Genomic DNA, 18,089 nt, shown 5'->3' with positions numbered 1-18,089 from the left:
AGTTACACCCGACCTGCGACATGTCATGTCGCAGTATGTCTAATTTGTAAAATAAAAGCAAACTTTCGGTATCTTGACACTTTGCCGTACAAATACTGTCTAAAATTGGTACAATGTCCGCATCATTGAAACGGAGGTAACGACAATGAACCGTTTAATTACACTACTTGTTTTGGGTATTAGTCTCGCCATGCCATTGGCAGCTCATTCGCAAAGCGATGAAAAGAAAGAAGACACCAAAACTAGCGCCGAACAGCGTAAAGAAGAGCTGCGTGAAAAGATGAAAGCTGAGCATGAAGCAATGAAAGCTGAACGTGAAGCGCAGCGTGCTGCCTTGAAAGATGACGAAAAAGACGCAAAGAAAGACAAAGACAGTAAGAAAAAAGACAACGGCGATAATAGGTAATTCGAGATCCAGTCCTGAAAGTACTTTGCCGGTCTGTTATGGGCCGGCTTTTTTTTAGAAAATCCTAAAAACTTCCGCTACACTGACTGCAGAACAACAATAACAATAAAGCTATGTCAGCTGAAACGACCCATCAAGTTGTGGTATCTGAAACCACGACCGCGCCTACAGAAAACAACACCCAGCGCTGCAAAAATTGCGATAGTGAACTATTAGGTGAATTTTGTCACATCTGCGGCCAACAAGATCGTCATTATATTCGAAGTATTTTTGCGGTTGTTGGCGATCTTATGGGCGAGATTAGTCATTGGGATTCACGCTTTTATCGCACCATGATCGCACTCTTCATGCGTCCAGGCTTTCTAACACAAGAATTTGTCAAAGGCCGCCATGCCTCCTTTGTACCACCGTTACGGCTGTACTTTTTCGTTTCGTTATTTTCGTTTTTAATTCTGACCTCGCTCATCGATTTTACCCAAATTAAGCCCACCGACGAACTGACTGACAAACAGCAGGCTAACGCGTCCATCTCGGTGCCAACGGTTCCCACTGATACTTCTGAAGCTATAGACGGCCTGCGGGTTTCAGTGCCATTTGCGACACCCGAACAAGAGAACATGATCGAAGAAAAGGTCAAATATCTATTAGAAAACCCGAAATTATTGGTGCAACGCTTAGTGTCGCTTGCACCGCAAATGATGCTGATCATGCTACCGTTTTGGGCTCTGTTTTTGAAACTCATGTACCCATTTTCAGGGCGGTTTTATCTTGAGCATTTGAGTGCAGCATTGCACACTCATGCGTTTCTGTTGCTCTCGCTGAGTATTCTCACCATTCTCAGTCGTGGGTCGGACTATATAACCTCTGTTACTGGCTGGCTGATCGTCAGCAATGTGGTTGATTGGATTGAGAATATTCTGCTAGTGTGGATGGTCAGCTATATGCTGTTCACGCTAAAAATTGTTTATGAGCAAACATGGGGTTGGACATTAACTAAGTTCGCACTGTGTGGTATTGGCTATACCTTGCTACTCACAACTGCCTTTATTTTGATGGTTTTCATCGGCATTTTAACAGCTTAGAGAGGATACTTTGCGCGCACAGCTACCGCTAGTTTTGATCCCCGCTTACCAACCGGATGAGCGTCTTCTCGACGTCGTCGACGCCTTGTTGCTTCAGTCTGAGTATTTTGCGCGCATCGTCATTATCAACGATGGCAGCGCCGACGCATCAATCTTCGACGCATTGCGCGAGCGCCAGCAGGTCACAGTACTCACGCATGAGCAAAACCGCGGCAAAGGTGCCGCATTAAAAACTGGGATGCGCTGGGTGACTGAGCACGCGTCTCAGAGTATTGGTGTTGTGACTGCTGATGCCGACGGACAACATTTACCCGATGATATTATTGCAGTTGCCAAAGCTTTCGCAGCACAACCAAAAGCCTTGTGGTTGGGAAGCCGCAACTTCAAGCAAGAAGATATTCCGTTTCGCTCGTGGCTGGGCAATAACTTTGCCCGCGCGACCTTTCGTTTAGGTTTACGCGTAAGTATTCCCGATACCCAAACCGGCCTAAGGGGTATTCCGAAACAACTTATTCCGGCATTGCTAGAGACCGATAGCGACCGCTATGAATTCGAACTCGATATGCTGATTATTACTAAGCAACAAGGTATCGCCTTTGAAACTTTAGAGATCACCACAGTCTATGAAAGAGGCAACCAAAGTAGCCACTTCAAACCGTTAACCGACTCGGCGATTATTTATAAGAAGTTTCTCAAATTCTCGGGGGTGGGGATTGCTTCTGCGGCGCTTGATTACGGGCTTTTCGCACTCATTTACGGCTTCACCGGTGAGATCTTACTTGCCATTGCCTTGGCGCGACTGGCGTCCGGTATCTTTAATTTCAGCATGAACCGACAATGGGTATTTGGCAAAGGCGGCTCGCTGCGTCGCGATGCAACCCACTACACTTTGCTGGCAGCAGTGCTGGTACTACTCAATTACGGGCTTACCAAAGGACTGATGTGGCTGACTATTTCGCCCTTTATTGGCAAACCCGCAGCAGAAGTTATCGTCTTTTTGCTAAGTTATCGACTGCAGAAAAAGTTGGTCTTTCGCAGTGCATAAAGCGCTTATTTCAAGCGCTTTATGCCCATCATCCGTAAACCAACTTTTTCATACACTGGTTCGCTAGTACCCATTTTTACTTTAAACATAAAGTATTTTTCGAAGGCGACTTTAGCCCAATGCACCCAACGGCCAGAACCGGTCCAGTTACGATTGCGCGGCGGATTCTGTGGGACTGCCAGGAAGGCCGCACCAGTATTTCCCATATCCGCTAAACACAAAGCGCTCAACGTCGGCTCAACCCATGCCTCACTACCGTTAATACTAGCTTTAATGTTCGTCACTATCGCTGATGTCATGGATTCAATCATTAAGCCAGTTTTTGGCGCTCCGACTGGAACAGGCGTTTCTTCGATCGGTGCGATTGCAACACAGACACCTGCCGCATAAATCTCGGGATAGGCCTCAGCACGCTGAAAGGTATTAGTTTTCACAAAACCCTTTGGATTACATAGGTTAGGTACTTCCGCCACTGCCTCGGAACCTTTAAAAGCAGGCAAGAACATGGCCAAGTTGAACGGCATTTGTTGCGTTGATTTCACGTTGCCATCGTCGTCAACCAGTTCAACATGGGCTTCCGTCTCGGTGAACTCGGTAACTTTGGCGTTGCATATCCATTTGATGCCATGTTCGCGGAATTTATGCTCCATCAGCCCTTTCGAGTCACCTACGCCGCCAAGCCCCATATGACCGACATACGGCTCAGGCGTCACAAAGGTAATGGGAACTTTGTCGCGAATCTTTAGCTTACGTAATTCATACTCAAGCGACAGCACGTATTCATAAGCGGGCCCGAAACAACTTGCGCCTGGCAAAGCACCCACCAACACTGAACCAGGATTTTCGATCAGTGCTTTGTATGCATCATGCGCTTTTACTGCATGATCAACAGTACAAATGGATTGCGTGTAGCCTCCCTCAGGGCCTGCTCCTGGGATATTCTCAAAGGCTAAGCGCGGACCCGTACATAGCACCAGATAGTCATATTCGGATTCAGTGCCATCACCGAGCGAGAGCTTACGCTGCTCTGCATCTATGTGTTTAATTCCCGATCCATTAAAAGTAATTTTGTGTTTTTTGAAAATTTCATCAATCGGCATCACAACTTGGTCGCGCGTGCGCGTACCCAAAGCAACCCATGGATTGGAAGGGACGAAATTAAACTCATTGCCTTCGCCGACAACCTCGATTTCGACCTCCTTCGGGAGCTCTTCACGTAGTTCAAATGCGACAGACACACCACCGAGTCCAGCACCAGCAACAATAACCTTAGTCATATTCACCCCATTATTTTAGCTATAACTAAAATATGATAGATGAACATTATTTCGTCAAGTGCTAAAACAAATTTCATGCGGCTCTAATCTAGCTAACTGCCGAAATTTCTTTCCGCGGGAACACAAAGTTCTTCAGATTCAAAGTTTTTTAACGCACGTCGCAACTCTTCTTGAAACTTATTGCGAAAATCATCGGGTCCAATAATCTTTAAATAGGCCGCACGAGCCAATAACCATTGCACCAAGTTTAACGTGTAGGGCACGGTCACACGCAGTAACCGACAATGCGGTTGGTCGGCAAGCTCTAGCAATTCTTGATCTTCACCTAAGGGCGCATCTTCTATTTCACGACGAATTGAATTAAACACCACTGCTTCGAGCCGAAATGGGTCACCAAAACGGTATGCCAGCGCGCCGCTTGCAGCATAGGTATCGAGATCAAAGTCACCCACGCGAGCATCTTCGGTCACCACCTCGCGCACTTCACTGATACGTGAAAACGGTAACTGTCGCACGCGGTCATTGCTATGGTCGCGTACAATTAAATAGGCCACCGCGCCACGATAAAACACCGCCAGCGCCGTCGCACGAATGACTTGTGCTGGATCACCCTGATGCGGGTGGTAATGGAGACGGATCGCCACCTGTCGCAAAGCAACATCGAGCAGTCGCTGACTTTGCTCGCTGGCAAGCTCAGGTCCCACTAAACGATGCGAAGCGGCACTCACTTTGACGCGTTTTAACCAAAGTGACGCCGTGGTGTTGCGACTGGCTAACTGTTCCCGTGCGCGCTCAAATAAGCTTTGCACCGGTGCAAACACCGTCATGGGTCCTAGTTGCTTCAGTTGCTGCTCGGCAATCACTAACGCCAGCGCTACCGGATCCTCAAGCTCCAGTAGTTTTTCGAAGTCTTGTTGCGCCAAGTTCCAGACATCGGCAGCATTTGCGGCTTCACGCTCTTCGCGATAAAGACCAAAATGCCCTTCGAGGTCTTCCAGATTACGCTGTAAAGAACGGCGCGAAACCTGTGCTAAGCCTTTCTCTTGCAAATAGGCTTCGAGCTCTGCCACCGTGCGTGGTCGCTCGTACAGTGCTAATAACATGTAAATACAGCGGATCGTTAGGCTCTCGCCCTTAGTGGTTTGTCCTTCCATTGTGCGTTTCCATGTATACTAGGTGGAATCTTGATGCTACTGACGAATAGCTACGAAAGTCAAAATTATGTTATAGTTAGCGCATCTGACGTTAGGAACAATTATGCACGATACCGAAGCTTCAACTACCTCAGCCGCACCATTACCCAAGTTACCGGGCATGTATTTGCGCTCGCTCTTTACCGTGGCGCGTCAAGACGCTGCGACTGCTGAGGCAACTGAACTCACCGGCCAATATCAAGCTCCGGCGCTTACTGCTGCGCAAGTAGGTCGTTACAAGGATGCGTTTGGCGGCTTTGTGAGTGAGGTACCTTTGACCTTGATGTATTGCCTAGCTCAGCGCGTTCATTTAGCGCAAATGCTCGAAGACAGCTTCCCTTGGCCAGCGCCCGGCTTGGTTCATGTAAGCAATGCATTAGAACAACACGCACCCATTCAACTCGGTGAAGACTTCGTCATCGATGCCCACATCAAACTACCCGCGCGTGGTCCGAAAGTTTCACCACGGCGGTTACGCCCGGTCTTTACCGTTACCTTTTGGCAAGGCGATGAGAAAATTGTCACCTGTGTGAGTGAGTATCAGGTGATGCCGAAGAACCAACCTAAACCGGCAAAACCGCGTGAAGTAAAAGTTGCAGAAGCACCCAACGATGATTGGCAAGAGCTCGCTCTGTGGCGGCTTGAAGCGGCTGAAGGTCGCGCTTATGCCAAACTTTCCGGTGACTTTAATCCGATTCACTTACATCCGTTGCTGTCGCGTTGGTTTGGCTTCGAACAACCGATCATTCACGGCATGTATATGGCCGGTCGTGCGCATGCGGAAATTGAACGCAAGCACCAACAACCGATCCAAAAAATTGATGTGAACTTCAAACGCCCTGTGCCAATGCCCGCAACCATTCAATTGTGGGAGCAATGCCGCGATGATACCGCAGGGCATTATCAGGTGTGTGGCGCTGAAGACAATCTCCAGCGCCTTGAGGGTCGTTTTACTCTCGCTCGCTAGCACCACTCAACGTTAAGGTTTCAATCGCTGCCGCAGCAATGTCGTCATTGTGGAAATGCAATGGACGCAGCTGTGGCTGTGATGAATACAACAGCGTTTGGTCAAGGTAGTGATCTGAGTTGCTGTCTGAAGCCTGTGAGTAGGTCAGCAAACCATTTGCCACTGGGCCATCTGCGGTAAATTCCATCGCAAACATCCAGCTCGAACCGTAAGTGATATGGTAGCCACCGGCCGCTGCGCTCAAATCGGAACCTGGCAACAACGGATAGGTATGGCGTGGTAACACAGTGCCATCGTTCCCCATATTACTGCGGAATACGTTAAAGCCACCTTCGACGTTGTTCGCGCCACCCCATGGTAAACGTACACCTGACGGCATGCCGTTTGGCAAGCTACGTTCAACGAATTGAACTTCACCCAAGGTTGCATCAACGGCTAGCCCAGCATTTTCGATACGCGCTTGTGCGGTGGCAAGCTGCTGCAACACGGTGTCATTTGCCAACAAGGTATTCGGCGTCGTCGTAGGTTGTGCGGGGGCATAGGCGTTCACCCATTGTGGGTTACGACGGAACTCAGTGGCAAATTCGCGGAACAGCATCGCACCAACGCTATTCAAGTTCATGCGTCCATCGAAGGCTGCCAATGCCGCGCAGCTAGCTGAGATATCGACACTTGCACCGCCAGCAATACTGACTGGGGTGGTGCCGCGCGCTTCGCAATGCGCAACCAGATCAGCTAACACTTCCTCAGCCAACCAAGCACGATTACCGATAAGCCGTTCTACTAGGTCTTCACGGGTGAACTTACCATCCACTGACCCGCCTTCAGCGAGCATTTTCTGTGCCATTCGTGAGCGATACGACTGCTGATTACCCACTGGCCCCCACAGTGGCGAGACACCGGTGATGGGCGCTGCTGGGTTCGTTAGCCAATAGCTATCATTTGAGTTCTGTACAAAGTCGCTGCGCTCTAGTTGCGGCGCTTCGCTAAATGGCACTGTGCCTTGTGGAATAAAATCGCTGTCATCACCTGGGAAAATAAACAATCCAGCTTGTTGTGATAAGCCCTGATACAACGGATTCTCTGCCCATGCCGCAATGGCAGCTGGGCGAATATTCGGCACCGAAGAGCCGTCGGTAAAGAAGGTATTACCGTCTTTATCGACCATCATGGCGTTGTTGAATACAGTGCCAGTATTGTCGACGAAGGTTTGCTTATAGGAGTCGATATCATCGGCTAAATTCATCCCCAGCCAGTGGTCGAACAATTCGTAGTTTGGCAAGTTAGCATCAAATAGCGCGTAAGCCACTTGTTGGCCGGTTACCGGATCAGTGCCCCAAGGCAGCGCGTTCGGAATCACGATTATCGGTCCAAACTCGCTGTGATAGCTCGAACGCTGCAAGGTCATAAAGGTGCCAGGACCAGTGGCAACTTCAATTTCGTGTTGCTTACGCGTCATGGCGACGGGTTCACCATCGAGTAGGTATGTTTTTCCTTCACTATCGTTCGTATCCAGCGTGAGGCGATGTACAGTAAAGCGTGATGCCGTGGAGAAGGTATGAGTCCAAGCGACATTCTCGTTGAAACCGATATTGACGATACCCGGCATGCCCGACAGCGAGCCGCCAACCACCTTCATTTTACCCGGAATTTCAACGCCAAACTGCCAAAAACGCTGGTTACCGCTGTGCGGAAAGTGTGGGTTGGCAATCAACATACCTCGCCCAGTTGCACTTAAATCTTTACCAATGGCCCAACCATTGGAGCCGGCTTCAGTTGGGTTGGTATCCGGCACCTCACTATGCAATTCAGCAATTGGCGCCAGCGACATGGCTTCACCCGTTGCCTTATTAGTAGCGCCAGCATTCTGTTGTGGTGGCACAGCTAAGAATAACGGGCCAGTAAAGTTGGCGGCGCCGGGCAATAAGGCCACACCTTGCGCATAGGTCATCAAATCAATTGGGGTGATCGGTTGCACCCAAGGTTGTCCGGCACATGCCGGTGCAATATTGTCGACCCCAGTATCGGCTAGATAACGGTTATAACCTGCTGCATAGCCGGTAATGATAGCTTGTGCTTCTTCGCTGATTTGGCTGAAGCCCTGTTCCGCGTTGTCGCGAATGCCTAAAGCTAAATAACCAAAATCGTTGAGAATATTGTCAGAGTCACCACTGCCCGGCACGCGGTCTGGACCGAAATACATAGCACGTTTTGAGTTAAATTTGATGATTTGGTCCGCAAGAATACAAATGTTGTCCCGGGCAAACGCATAGCCAACGCCGTAACCGATACTTTCAAGATTCTCCGCATTGACGTAAGGTACGCCATAATCGGTCCAAGTAATGTCTGCTTCTAGGGTACCGTCCGGATCAAAGGTCACTAAACCTTCAGGTTCGGGATTGGTGACGATAACCTCATCGACTGGATCTGGGTCATAGCCGTCGCCGCAACCGGCAAGCGTGAATATACTCAGTGCGATAGCGGTAGGTAGCCATGCACGCTGGAAAGTTGGTTTTGCCATAGCGTTTACCTGTTATTTTTATTTGAAAAGGTTGTTGCAGTATGGCTGCCCGTTACGGGTCTCGCAAGTCGCTTTAGACCAATGGCTTTTGTCGCAAACTCTTTACGTCGCCGTGTTTTTTCTTGCCTTCAATACGGCGCTTCTTGGCTGCCAACGAGGGTTTAGTTGGAATCCGCTTTTTGGCTTGACGCTGCACACTCGCCACTAACTCGATAAACTGTTCGAGCGCAAGCTCGCGATTTTGCAATTGGCTGCGTGTGCTTTGCGATTTAATGATGACCTTGCCACTGGCGGTGATGCGATGGTCACTCTTGGCAAGCAGACGTTGCTTATAATAGTCCGGCAGCGATGACGCTTTAATATCGAAGATCAATTGCGCCGCGGTAGCGACTTTATTAACGTTTTGCCCGCCAGCCCCACTGGAGCGAATAAACTGCCACTCAATTTCCTGTTCAGGAATACTGACGCGCTGGGATATCTGAATGTCACTCACGCTAAACCTCCAATACGCTCAACACGACGTTCGGTAGCTTTGATGACAAGTTCGGGTTGGGCAACAACCAAAGTAAACTCCTGACTGGCTCGGGTAATACCAGTATAGAGTAATTCCTTGGTCAGTATCGGCGCATCGCGATCGGGCATGACCACCACGGTATGGGTAAACTCAGAGCCTTGCGACTTATGAATGGTCATCGCAAAGGCGGTCTCAATATGCGCAAGTCGCGAGGGCAACAACCAGCGCAGCTTGCCGTTGTCGCCCATAAAAAGTACCCGTAACGACCCATCCTCAGGCCGCTTCACCACTAAGCCAATATCGCCATTACGCAAATCGAGACTGTAGTCGTTGTGGGTCACCATCACCGCGCGTCCGACGTACCAATTATCGTGTTCCGCTTGTTCGGCGAACAGCCATTGGCTGACCAAGCGATTGAGGTTGAGCATCCCCCAGTCGCCCTCACGCAAGGCGCAAAGCACCTGGAACTGCTGTAATTGCCACAATAATTGTCTACCCCAAGTATCGGAATCAGTCACCTGCTCCGCTTGGTCAAGTAAATCGAGCAAGGGTTGATAGCCTCGCTGTACCAGCCGCTTCAACTCACCCTGTTGCGGCGTGGCAACCTGCAATCGATGAATATTGGCCATGGCTGCGTCTGCCGTCGTCATGGCTTCGGCATTGCGCAGCCAGTCTTGTAGCCAACGGGTCTCGCCACGATTGATCTCAAACGCAAGTTTGCCAATACCTTTACTGGCATCAAAACGCCGACTCTCGTGCAGCATCATAGTGTGCTGCAAATAAGGCCATTGGACCGCGCCGTGCTCATCGACGACATGTTCAGGAAGTGCCGCGCGTTGGGTGCTGGCCAGCCAATGCGCCAATTCTGGCGCATAATGCCCTGCTTGTGCATCAGCACACAGCTGCCCTAGAACTGCGCCGGCTTCGACTGACGCTAATTGGTCTTTGTCGCCCAATAAGATCAAGCTGGCATGCGCAGGCAGCGCAGCGGTAATCGCCGCCAGCATTTCGATATCAACCATCGAGGCTTCATCGATGATCAGAATATCGGCCACCAAGGGTTGCTGTCGGTTATGGCGAAAACTGCGGCTGTGCGGCCGGCTACCGAGCAATCGATGCAAGGTTTCCGCATGCGCTTCGGGTAATTCGGCTTGATCGTGCGCTGGCAAATTGGCGCGCTCTTTGTTGATCGATTCCTGCATCCGTGCCGCTGCTTTACCAGTTGGCGCGGCCAGTCGAATGCGTAACGGCTCAGCGCTGCTGCGCTGTCGTTGCAATAACGCCAACAACCTCACCACAGTGTAGGTTTTGCCCGTACCGGGGCCGCCGGTAATAATGGTAAAACCGCTTCGCACTGCCAATGCACACGCTAGACGCTGCCAACTAAGTGTGTCAGTGGCGCCGAATAGGTCATCTAAGTCGCTACATAGTTGTTGTGGATCAATCGCACGGGTTGCGGCCATGCGCGTGGCGAGATCCTGTTTAATTTGCTGTTCATAGTTCCAATAACGGCGCAGATACAAGCGTTGATCTTGCAAGACCAAAGGCGAATGCTGTTGATTGACTGCCGCCGCTGCATGCAGTTGTGCTTCATCTTCGAGGGTGACCATGCCTAGCAACGCGGTAACACTTAAACACTGCTGGCGACTCTCGGCCGACGCATGTTCTGGTGGTAGCTGTAAGGTGTGTTGCGGTTCGCGCTGCAACTGCTGCAAGTCCAAGCACGGATGACCACGGCCGAGCTGGTGACTGACCAGGGCTCCGAGCAGCACAACTTCCGCGCTTTCTCCTTTGATTGCGAGGTACTCAGCGAGGCTGAAATCAATTGCCCGTAGCCAGCCATGTTGATACCACTTTCGCAGTTCAGTTAGCACCTTCATGCGACCTCCTCTACGCTAAACAGTGGCTCCAATGTTTCTATCAGAGCGCGCGGTGGGCGATTAAAATAGGCACCTGCGGTAGCGGCTTCATTACCGCGTAAGAACAAATACAGGGCGCCGCCCACATGGGTATCGTAGTCATAGTCCGACAAACGCTGCTGCAGCAGTTTGTGCAGTGCCAAGGTGTAAATGACAAATTGCAGATCATAGCGGCTGTCGAGAATTTTATCTTGCATCTTCTCGGCGCTATATGCCTGAGCATCCGCGCCCAAATAATTGGACTTGTAGTCGGCCACGTAATATTTGCCCTGCCACTCGAACACCAAGTCGATAAAGCCTTTCAGCATACCTTGTAGGGTATTTGGCAACAGCGCTGGACGGGCATGACCGGGGGCAATCGCGCCCCGCACCAAGTCGTCAAGTTCGCGCGTTGCGACGGCATTCGCGGGAAACCAAAACTCAGGTTCAGCTTGATAGTTTTGCAAATCGCACAAGCGCATCGGCGGAGTTTCCACAGCCAACCGAAACGGCGTCTTTAAATACTTTTCCAACCAGTCGCACAGCACTTGTTGATGTTCTTGCCACGGGGCTAGTTCACTGCGCTCGTGCACAAATTGCTGCAACGCTTGGCGGTCATGCGCGAGCTTGGCAAAACCCTCAGTCGCGGCATCTTCAAGCAGATTGTGCAAATAGGTACCCGGCTTTGCGCCGCGCGGAAAGGCATGAATGCTTTGCTGCTGTGGTAATTGCTCTAGAGCGTTGCGGTCTTCGTAGAGTGCCTCGACGACATTGCTGGCGTTTGCATCTTCACTGCTGTCGCCGGTTTCAGCAGCGCCGTAGCGCAACGCACTGTAACTTGCTATCCACCACTGTGGGTAACGAAATTGTGCCGGCATGCGGCAAACTTCGAGCGCCGCCTCATGGGCTTGCGGCGGCGTGTACAGTGACTGTCCTTGCCATGTAGCAAGATCCTCAACCTCGGCAATGGCCGCGGCAGGCACTTCGCCATCGTCAGCAAAGGGCACCGGAGCCAACGTATTGAGGTCCCGTTCGGCGGCTTCGAACACGTAGTGTAAGGCCGATTTCTCTTGGTGTTTAAACGGCACCACCCCAACAAAGGTAGCGTATTGCGCGCGCGTTACCGCAACATAAAGCTTACGCAGCTCTTCGGCGAAACGTTCCGCGAGTATCTGCTCCTTGACCTCAGCAGAATCTTCCAAAGCAACTTTTAATTGCCCGTCCGGATCATGATAACGACACGGAAAATTTACTCTGTCGCCACGCGCCGCACACGCAAATGGCAAAAATACCAGTGGATACTGTAAACCTTTGGATTTATGGATAGTGACAATTTGTACCAATTCGGCGTCACTCTCGAGCCTTACTTGGAGCTCTGCATTGCTGGCTTCGGAGCCCTCACGCGCCGCTTCAATGTGTTCGGCTAAGAACCGCAATAAACCGTGCGAGCCTTCAACCAGTGTTGACTGCCGCTGCAGTAATTCCGCCAAATGCAGATAGTCAGTGAGTTCCCGCTCGCCATTCGGTCGCGCCAATAATTTCGCCGGTATCTCATAGTCATGCAGTAATTGCTGCAGTGTCGTCAGTACACCTCGGCGCTCCCACAACTCATGATAATGGAAGAAGTTCTGCACCAGCGCTTCCCAATCAGCTTCGTTACTGCTGATTTGCTCAAGCTGCGCCAGCTCGAGCCCGAGCAGCTGGCACCCCAGTACGGCACGCAAGTGTCTGGGGTCTCTTGGTTGTGCGCAGGCACTCAGCAAAATGTAGAGTTCTTCGGCGGTAGTGCCAGCAAATACCGATTGTCGATCAGACAGGTATACGCTGCCCACTTGGCGGGCGCGTAAACTCTCACGCAACAACTGTGCTTCATGACCATTGTTGACCAATACCGCAATATCTTTCGGTTGTAGACGCTGTAATTGATCAGTTTCGGGGTCGTAAAACCCAGTATTCGAGTCATTCAACAATCGCGTGATTTGCTCGGCAAACAACTCTGCGACATGCCCTTCTAACTGCTTAGGTAAGTCATCATCATCGGCCAAGGTTGCTAACGCTAGCGCCGGCGCTTGCGAACCCTCGCGATAAAAACGATGCGCTAAACCGTTGGCGCTGACCGGCACGAACGGCAGCGGGTTGTCATCGCCCTGTTTAAAACAAAACGCGCCCTGATCGGTCGCCTCGGCTTGGGCAAATAACGCGTTACTTGCCGCCACCATGGCGGTCGTGGAGCGAAAGTTTTTTGCTAAGGTATGATGACGCCCGGCAGTGGCGCGGCGCGCTTCCAGATAAGTGTAAATATCAGCGTTGCGGAACGAATAAATGGCCTGCTTCGGATCACCAATCAAAAAGACACCATGGTCTTCCGGTGTTTCAGCAATCCGATAGATGCGATTAAAAATCTCGTATTGCACTGGGTCGGTATCTTGAAACTCATCGATCATGGCGATGGGAAATTGCTGTCGCAATTGTGCTGCCAAGGTATCACCTTGCGGCCCACGTAGCGCATCACGCAAGCGCGTCAACATATCATCAAAACCGATCTCGGCACGTTGTTGCTGCAATTCACGGAAACGTTCGCGCAACCAACGCGCGCCATGCTCGAGAATTTGCTGCTGCGGATCAGGCAAGGCAGCATGGGCCTCCGCAAGCCGCTGCAGCAGGCGTGGCAAGACCAACGCGTCCTCTGGCAATGGAACTTTTGCGGCTTCTTGTAAGCCCTCGGGTTGCAAGCGATTCCAGCCAGCTGGCGGCAACTCAGGCAACAGACTGGCACTATCCGGTGCCGACTCTAACAGCTGCAACCACTGCTCAAGTTTTTGCAGCCAGTTGTTGAGCCAATCCACTCGCAATTTACGCCCATCCACTTGTTTCTTGGCAAACACGCTATCGACAAAACTCGCTTGGAACTGCGCATAGGCTTCGCGCCATTGCGGTGTTTGGTGAAACTCATCACGTAACTGTTGCGCCTTGGTTAAAAATGCGTCTATCGCGGTTAACTCATCGGCCAAGCTGTCGAGTGGTACATGCATGAGCTCACGACTACGGCTGACAAGTGCCTCGGGGCTGGAGAATTGCTGGGTCATGAGTGTGTAAGCAGCGAGTTGATCGCTCGTCTTGCTGGCGATAAAACGCCGCCAATAATCTTGCGCAGCTTGCAAATAAAGTTCGCTTTGCTCGGTATTCAACACTTGATTGAACAGGCTACCACTGGCAAACGCATGCTCACTGAGCATGCGATGGCACCAACCGTGAATGGTCGACACTGCAGCTTCGTCCATTTGCTGGGCAGCGAGATCTAAATAACGGGCTTGCTGCGGCCAAGTTTCTGGAGCATAGGCCTCACGCAACGTGCGCAAAAAGCTATCGTCGGTGTCACTATCGCCGCGAAAGAAGCGCGCCGCTTCTGCCAAGCGCGCACGAATCCGATCGCGCAATTCTTGGGTCGCGGCATCGGTAAAAGTGACGACCAGAATTTCTTTGGGTAGGCGCATACGTGCACCAGCCGAGCTTTGCTGCAGATCATCAGCATCGTGCCCTAACACCAAGCGCACATACAGCGCCGCGATGGTGTAAGTTTTGCCGGTACCGGCGCTCGCTTCAATCAGATGGCTGCCGCGCAACGGCAAGCGCAACGGGTCAAGTGCTTGAATAGGATCAGTCATCTGCGGTACCTCCATTCCCTTTGACCACATAGCTTACCAGTGGCAAGTAAAGCGCAAGCGCTGCCTCGTGTGCGAGTTCAGCATGCGTGCAAAGACTGGCAAAATCAGGATAAAAACGGCGCAGGTAGCGCGCCCGCTTGCGCAGAGCAACAGCACCTTTGTAGCGATCTTGCATATAGGTTTCTTCAGCTGCGGTATTTAAAAAATGCCCCTGCTGTTGGCGCACGGCATCAACACCGCCAGCTTTAAGAGCGTCTTGCCAACCGCTAAAGACCAATTCGCACTGCAGCGGCAAGGGTTGCTGCAAGCCGCGTTGCGCCCAGTACAAAATCGTCTGCATTAACTGCTCAGCAAGGTCTGTCGGCAACGCCTCCAGCACTAGCGTAGTCTCTACGCTTACCACAAAGGTTCGGTGCGGCGTGTGTGTGTTCAATAGTAGATGTTCGAGCCATTGGCCGAGCAGCTTTGCATACCGTGGAGTGCCATTTCGCTCGACAATTCGTGACGCTGAAACCACCCAACGCGCTCGCTCACCCGCGGCATTGCAGCGAATTCCGGTAAAAGTTTCGACCAACGGCACCGGTTCGCTGCGACTTACGGTCAGGCGTGGGCAAACCTGCGGATAATCCTGCACAAGCGCCTCAGCTTGCTGCCAAAGGCTTTCACCCGCTTGGGTCAAGGTCGTCACTTGTGGCTGCCCCGCGGCACCCACACTGAGTTCCCCCGCAGCTTGTAAGTGCATAACGTAGCGCGTTAACCATTGGTGCCACTGCTCGGCGGGTGTCTGCTGGGTCAGTGCTTCTTGTAGTGGCAACTGCATGCGATCGAGCAATTGCCAACGGGTCAAGCCATCGAGCGTGAACAGTTCATGATCATGATTCTCGATTCGCGTTTCCGGCAAATAACTCTGCAGGCGCTGGGTTAAAAACCAACGTGCCGGCTCTTGTAAAAATTGTCCAAGTTGGCGCAAGGTCCACTCGCCTTCCAACTGCATCGGCGGCAAAGGCGTCAACTCCGCAGCGCCAGCTGGTTGCTGCTGGTGCAAACTTTGCCACTCATGAGCAAAAGTAAAATAACCTCGTGCGCTACTCTCGGCGCGGCGAAAATAGGCTTGATGAAAGGCCTGCATGTGGTGTTGCTCAGGCTCTTGTTCGTGCCCTAACTGCGCTAAGTGATCTCGTAATTGACTGACCAGAACAGACGGTGGCTGCTCGGTGTTATCACGAATACTTCGACCACACCAGCTAATGGAAAACCAACGGCGCGCTGACAATAAGGCTTCAAGAAACAGGTAACGGTCGTCTTCACGGCGTGAACGGTCACCAGGGCGAACGTCGTTGGCCATCAAATCGAAGTCAAAAGGTTTGCGCTGGCGGGGGTAAACACCGTCGTTCATGCCCAGCAAAAACACACCTTTAAATGGAATCGCACGCATTGGCATTAGCGTGGCAAAATTGAGACTACCTGCTAAGAATCTTTGATTGAGTTGCTGTTCATCAACCCGCGACAACCAACTTTCCGTCACCACTGACAGCGCGACCGGCTCATTGAAAGCGCCGGCTTGCGTCGTTTCCAGCCAGGCGTGCAATTGCCGCTCCAGCTTGTCGAGTAACAACTCGTCGTGCTCGTCATGCGCGGCAAACAGCCGCTGCATCAGCTCTTGCAATTGCGCGGTCCAGACTTGTGGCGGCTGCTCTTGCACGCCGAGCGCAAAGGAATCATCCAGCACTTGCAGGAGTTGTTGTAAAGCGCCAGCAGCATTGGCACCGAGTCCACCGACCTCTGGGTAAGGAACGTCTCCACCCCAGGTGGCATCAAAAGGTTCTGGTTCGCCAATAGCGTAGCCCAGTAGCATCCGCCGCAATCCAAACGCCCAACTGTTGCGTCCCGCGGCAGCCGGTAAACCTAACCGCTCGCGATGTTGCTCATGCAAGGCCCAGCGCACGCCAGCCGCTTGTAACCACATTTGTAATTGCTCTAGATCGGCGTCGGTTAAACCGAACCGTTGTTGTAGTGCAGGAACTTGCAGTAAATCGAGTAACTCGCTTGCGGTGGCGCGGTGCGCAGCGATATTCAGCACATATTCAAGCGCCACCACTAAGGGCTGACGATGGCGTGTACCTTGGTCGCTTAGGGTAAACGGTATCGCTCGCGGATCGTCTTTGCTGTAGCGACCAAACACGGCCTGAATATGCGGTGCATAGGTGTCGATATCAGGCACCATAACGATCAAATCGCTAGGCTTAAGCTCGGGCTCGGTGCGAAACAAGTGTAATAATTGATCATGCAAGACTTCCACTTCACGCTGTGGGCTATGACAACTGACCAGCCGAATACTGTCATCCAGCGGCAATTGCTGCCATAACGGCTTAGCCTCAATCGGGCTGCGCAAGTCTAAGATATCGTCTTGCAACTGCTGTAAGCGCGTATTGATTGCTCCAGGCGCTGCATCAAACAAATCGAAGCGTAGCTGCGGATAACGCTCAGCTTGTTCCTCGGTCGCATCGAATTGATCCAACATGGCGATGTAGTCACCACCTTGTTTCCCCCAAGATGCCAGCAATGGATGGGTTTCGGTGTGCAAATTGTCGATGCTCAGCTCGGCTTGTCCAGGCTTACGCTGCTGACGTTTGCGGCGCCACTCACGAACCACTTGGCTACCATCAACGCTGTCCGCCCAATAGTGCCGACATGGGTTATGGACACAGAGTACGACTTGGCAGCAACTCGACAAGGCATGCAGCACTTCGACCATTTGCTCCGGCAAACTGGAAATGCCAAACACGATGATGCGCGGCGGCAGCGCCGTTGGGCGCGTTTGTGGCGATAATTGCTGGGCTTTGGCGATAAAACGCTGATGCAATTCGGCACGGTCAGGCAAGGTTGTGGTCCCGACATCGTTGAGGACTGCTCGCCATAAAATCGGTTGCCATGCTTGCTCGCCGCTTGCCTTAAGTCCGCCACCCTGGGCCCAATCAGCGAGCCAATCAGCACGATAAATTTGATATTGATCGAACAAATCAGCGAGACGCTCACACAATTGATACAGCTTGCGTTGCTGCCGATCGTCCGCGATGTAGCGCGCTAGACTGGCAAATTCCGGTTGCTCAACCAAACTCGGTAATAAGCGCATCAAGCGCCAAGTCAGACGGTCTTTATCAAACGGTGAGTGCTTGGGCAAACTATCGCCGAGCACGGCGCGATAAGCGCGCCACTGAAAACGGGCCGGCAGCGTCACATCGAGCATAGCTGCGATACCTGTAGCCTCGGCCAGATGCCGCTTAAGCCACTGCGCGATGCCGTTCGATTGCACCAATATGCATTCACTTTCGAGCGGGTTGAGAGGAGCAATCCGTGTGAAGCGCACCACCAAATCGGTCAGGTCCTCTAACCTGTGGCTGTGGGCAACGATTAATCCTGCGTTTTTTTCACTCATTTGCTATCCTCTCCTTGCATGTGGATCATCCTACCCAATCATGCAGGGCTAGGCTAGCAACACCGCGCGACATTTGGTGTCGCGC

11 protein-coding genes are annotated in these 18,089 nt (G+C 51.7%); 4 read left to right on the top strand and 7 right to left on the bottom strand.

Going from position 1 to position 18,089, the window contains the following annotated elements:
• Positions 1–145 precede the first annotated feature (145 nt).
• The 3 genes from IDAT_RS04175 (at position 146) to IDAT_RS04165 (ending at position 2,533) form a co-directional block, all read left to right on the top strand.
• A complete protein-coding gene (locus IDAT_RS04175) occupies positions 146–406 on the top strand; it encodes a hypothetical protein (RefSeq protein ID WP_034730948.1) in 261 nt (86 codons plus the stop codon).
• A gap of 113 nt (positions 407–519) precedes the next feature.
• Positions 520–1,488, top strand: a complete 969-nt coding sequence (locus IDAT_RS04170) for a DUF3667 domain-containing protein (protein ID WP_081909750.1) — start codon at positions 520–522, stop codon at positions 1,486–1,488.
• 10 nt (positions 1,489–1,498) lie between these two features.
• Positions 1,499–2,533: a bifunctional glycosyltransferase family 2/GtrA family protein gene (locus IDAT_RS04165; protein ID WP_034730945.1), complete on the top strand. Its 1,035-nt coding sequence runs from the start codon at positions 1,499–1,501 to the stop codon at positions 2,531–2,533.
• A 5-nt stretch (positions 2,534–2,538) separates the two neighbouring features.
• Here IDAT_RS04165 and IDAT_RS04160 read toward each other — a convergent pair whose 3' ends face one another.
• A complete protein-coding gene (locus IDAT_RS04160; RefSeq protein ID WP_034730943.1) occupies positions 2,539–3,810 on the bottom strand; it encodes an NAD(P)/FAD-dependent oxidoreductase in 1,272 nt (423 codons plus the stop codon).
• A gap of 92 nt (positions 3,811–3,902) precedes the next feature.
• A complete protein-coding gene (locus tag IDAT_RS04155; protein WP_034730941.1) occupies positions 3,903–4,964 on the bottom strand; it encodes a helix-turn-helix transcriptional regulator in 1,062 nt (353 codons plus the stop codon).
• A 103-nt stretch (positions 4,965–5,067) separates the two neighbouring features.
• Here IDAT_RS04155 and IDAT_RS04150 point away from each other — a divergent pair, with 103 nt between their 5' ends.
• Positions 5,068–5,970, top strand: coding sequence for a MaoC family dehydratase (locus IDAT_RS04150; protein ID WP_051986577.1), 903 nt, complete (start codon positions 5,068–5,070; stop codon positions 5,968–5,970).
• Here the strand turns inward: IDAT_RS04150 and IDAT_RS04145 are convergent.
• The 5 genes from IDAT_RS04145 to recC all read right to left on the bottom strand — a co-directional run bounded on the left by IDAT_RS04145 (position 5,954) and on the right by recC (position 18,004).
• On the bottom strand, positions 5,954–8,491 hold the full coding sequence (locus IDAT_RS04145) for a penicillin acylase family protein (RefSeq protein WP_034730939.1): 2,538 nt from the start codon (positions 8,489–8,491) through the stop codon (positions 5,954–5,956). The genes IDAT_RS04150 and IDAT_RS04145 overlap by 17 nt on opposite strands.
• A 73-nt stretch (positions 8,492–8,564) precedes the next feature.
• Positions 8,565–8,984, bottom strand: coding sequence for an alternative ribosome rescue aminoacyl-tRNA hydrolase ArfB (gene arfB, locus IDAT_RS04140; protein ID WP_034730937.1), 420 nt, complete (start codon positions 8,982–8,984; stop codon positions 8,565–8,567).
• A complete protein-coding gene (gene recD, locus IDAT_RS04135; protein ID WP_034730935.1) occupies positions 8,981–10,885 on the bottom strand; it encodes an exodeoxyribonuclease V subunit alpha in 1,905 nt (634 codons plus the stop codon). Before recD ends, arfB begins: the two co-directional genes overlap by 4 nt.
• Positions 10,882–14,568: an exodeoxyribonuclease V subunit beta gene (recB, locus tag IDAT_RS04130; protein ID WP_034730934.1), complete on the bottom strand. Its 3,687-nt coding sequence runs from the start codon at positions 14,566–14,568 to the stop codon at positions 10,882–10,884. The genes recD and recB overlap by 4 nt, the downstream gene beginning before the upstream one ends.
• Positions 14,561–18,004: an exodeoxyribonuclease V subunit gamma gene (gene recC / locus IDAT_RS04125; RefSeq protein ID WP_034730932.1), complete on the bottom strand. Its 3,444-nt coding sequence runs from the start codon at positions 18,002–18,004 to the stop codon at positions 14,561–14,563. Before recC ends, recB begins: the two co-directional genes overlap by 8 nt.
• Positions 18,005–18,089: the final 85 nt, after the last annotated feature.

Origin of the sequence: Pseudidiomarina atlantica (assembly GCF_000753735.1) — a bacterium.
Taxonomy (GTDB): Bacteria; Pseudomonadota; Gammaproteobacteria; order Enterobacterales; family Alteromonadaceae; genus Pseudidiomarina; species Pseudidiomarina atlantica.
The sequence above is the reverse complement of the archived record's forward strand: the minus strand, read 5'-3'. Positions and strand labels throughout refer to the sequence as shown.